General features: G+C 68.5%; 2 protein-coding genes. Both read right to left on the bottom strand.

Going from position 1 to position 2,089, the window contains the following annotated elements:
* Positions 1-143: 143 nt before the first annotated feature.
* Entirely contained in the window at positions 144-1,484 is a 1,341-nt protein-coding gene (locus tag GPA_RS13165) for a CpaF family protein (RefSeq protein WP_083809143.1), read from the bottom strand.
* On the bottom strand, positions 1,474-2,089 hold a 616-nt coding region (gene cpaB / locus GPA_RS13160), incomplete at its 5' end, for a Flp pilus assembly protein CpaB (RefSeq protein WP_167536674.1). The genes GPA_RS13165 and cpaB, both read right to left, overlap by 11 nt.

Below are 2,089 nucleotides of genomic sequence, written 5' to 3'. Positions count from 1 at the left end.
TCGGCCGCTCGTCTGCGGACTCAACGCCGGCCTGCTCGCGGGCGATGCGCCCGCGGCGCGCGATGACGAGCATCGCGACGCCGAGCGCAAGACCTGGCAGGGCCGGCAGCAGGTTGACGATGTTGGAAAGCGACCCGCCCATGCTAGAACACCGCCTGGGGGTTGAACCAGTCGTCATCGACGAAGACGCCCTCGTTTGCCATCTTCTCGATATGGCGGCGCATGAAGCGCTCGCCGGTCGGGACGAACCAGCCGGAGTGCTCGGGGTCGTTCGGGTCGTGCTCGAAGCGGACGATCGGGGCAATCGTGACGACGTCGCCCTGCATGCCCTGGACCTCCGCGATCTCGGTCACGCGGCGCACGCCGCGGGAGCGCTCCGTGTAGATGATGAAGTCGATGGCCTGGCTGATGTACTCAAGGATCTCGCGCGAGGACATGCCGGTGTTCGCCTGCTGGACGAGCGTGCGCAGGCGCGTGGGCACCTCGCGGCAGTTGTCGGCGTGGATCGTGGTGAGCGAGCCGTCGTGGCCGGTGGTCATGGCCTGGAGCATGTCGAAGGCCGCCGCGTCGCGGCACTCGCCGACGATGATTCGGTCGGGGCGCTGGCGCAGCGCGTTGGTCACGAGGTCGCGGTAGTCGATGCGGCCCTTGCCCTCCACGTTGGCGTCGCGCGTCTCCATGCGGGCGACGTGCGGCTGGTTCAGGCGCAGCTCGGGCGTGTCCTCGATGGTGATGATGCGCTCCTCGGGCGGGATGTAGAGCGAGATGGCGTTGAGCAGCGTCGTCTTGCCCGATCCGGTGCCGCCGGCCACGATGGTGGACATGCGGCCCTGCACGATGGCGCGCATGATCTCGAGCATGCGGCCGTCGAACGACCCGTTGGCCATCAGGGCCTCGGGGGTGAGCGCGTCCTTGCGGAACTTGCGGATGTTGATGAGGTGGTGGTCGACCGCGACGCCCTTGAGCACCGCGTTGACGCGCGAGCCGTTGAAGGACGTGCCGGGCCGGACGATGGTGCAGTCGCACAGCGGCGAGGCCTCGTCGCAGCGGCGGTTCATGCCGGCGGCGATCCGGTCGATGGTGAACTTCACGTGGTCGTCGTCCTCGAAGCAGACGTCGGTGAGCATGAGCCTGCCGGAGCGCTCGACCCACACCGACTCGGGCCCGTTGACCATGATCTCGGAAAGCGACTCGTCGTACAGCAGGTCCTCGAGCGGCCCGAAGTAGTACAGGTCGTTGATTGCCGCGCGCAGCACCTCCTGGTAGGCGTCGTCGGCGATGCGGCCGGTCTGGTCGATGAAGCGCTCGGGCACGAGGTGGTAGAAAGCCGGGTCGTCGATGATGGGGCCGATGACCGAGGCCGCGTCGCGGTCGCGACTGCGCACGTCGGCGTCGGGCTGCTCGGTCTGGTTGTCGGATGAGAGCTGTTCACGCGCGGCGCGGTATACGGCGCGCTCGAGCGCGATGAGGTCCCTATTCAGCATCGCTGGCCCCCTCGGCGGTCTGCGGGATGGCCGTGAGCGTCGCGTTCGGGTTCGCCACGATGGCCGCGGCCTGGTCCTCGGTGACGTCGAGCGTCACGAGCGAGTACCCGGCGTCCGGCGAGCCGGACAGGGCGGAATCGAGGGCGATGATCTTGACGTTGGCGCACACCGTCTCGGCGCTCGACGTCGCGCCGTCGGAGACGACGGCCATGACGTTGACGCGGTCGCCGACGCGCAGCAGCGGCGACAGGCTCTTGGAGGAGTCGAGCGACAGGGCGATGGCCACATGGCCGTCCTCGATGGCCGACGTGATGTGCGCCGGCGAGCTCGATGCCTGGAGGGAGGACAGCGAGATGGAGGTCCCGGCGGTCTGCGTGGTGAGCGAGGTGTGGCCGGCGACATCCGAGACCTTGGTCGCGGCGTCGGTCGGGCAGTACGCCTTGGGGACGGCCTGCGTCTCGAGGTCGGCTTCGGTGATGGTCTCGCCGGCGGCGACGTCGCGGTTGGTCACGACGACGTTAACGGAATTCGCCTCGTTCTTGGCGATGATCGCCGAGGACTCCGCGACCCGCATGCCGGAGAACACGGTGGCTCCCACCGACACG

The sequence above is a fragment of the Gordonibacter pamelaeae 7-10-1-b genome, assembly GCF_000210055.1.
GTDB classification, from domain to species: domain Bacteria; phylum Actinomycetota; class Coriobacteriia; order Coriobacteriales; family Eggerthellaceae; genus Gordonibacter; species Gordonibacter pamelaeae.
Note: the sequence above shows the minus strand (reverse complement) of the source record. Positions and strands in the feature narration are given on the sequence as shown.

Excerpts from the sequence above, each read along its gene's own strand:
- GPA_RS13165 (WP_083809143.1), bottom strand. The coding sequence starts at position 1,484 with ATGCTGAATAGGGACCTCATCGCGCTCGAGCGCGCCGTATACCGCGCC.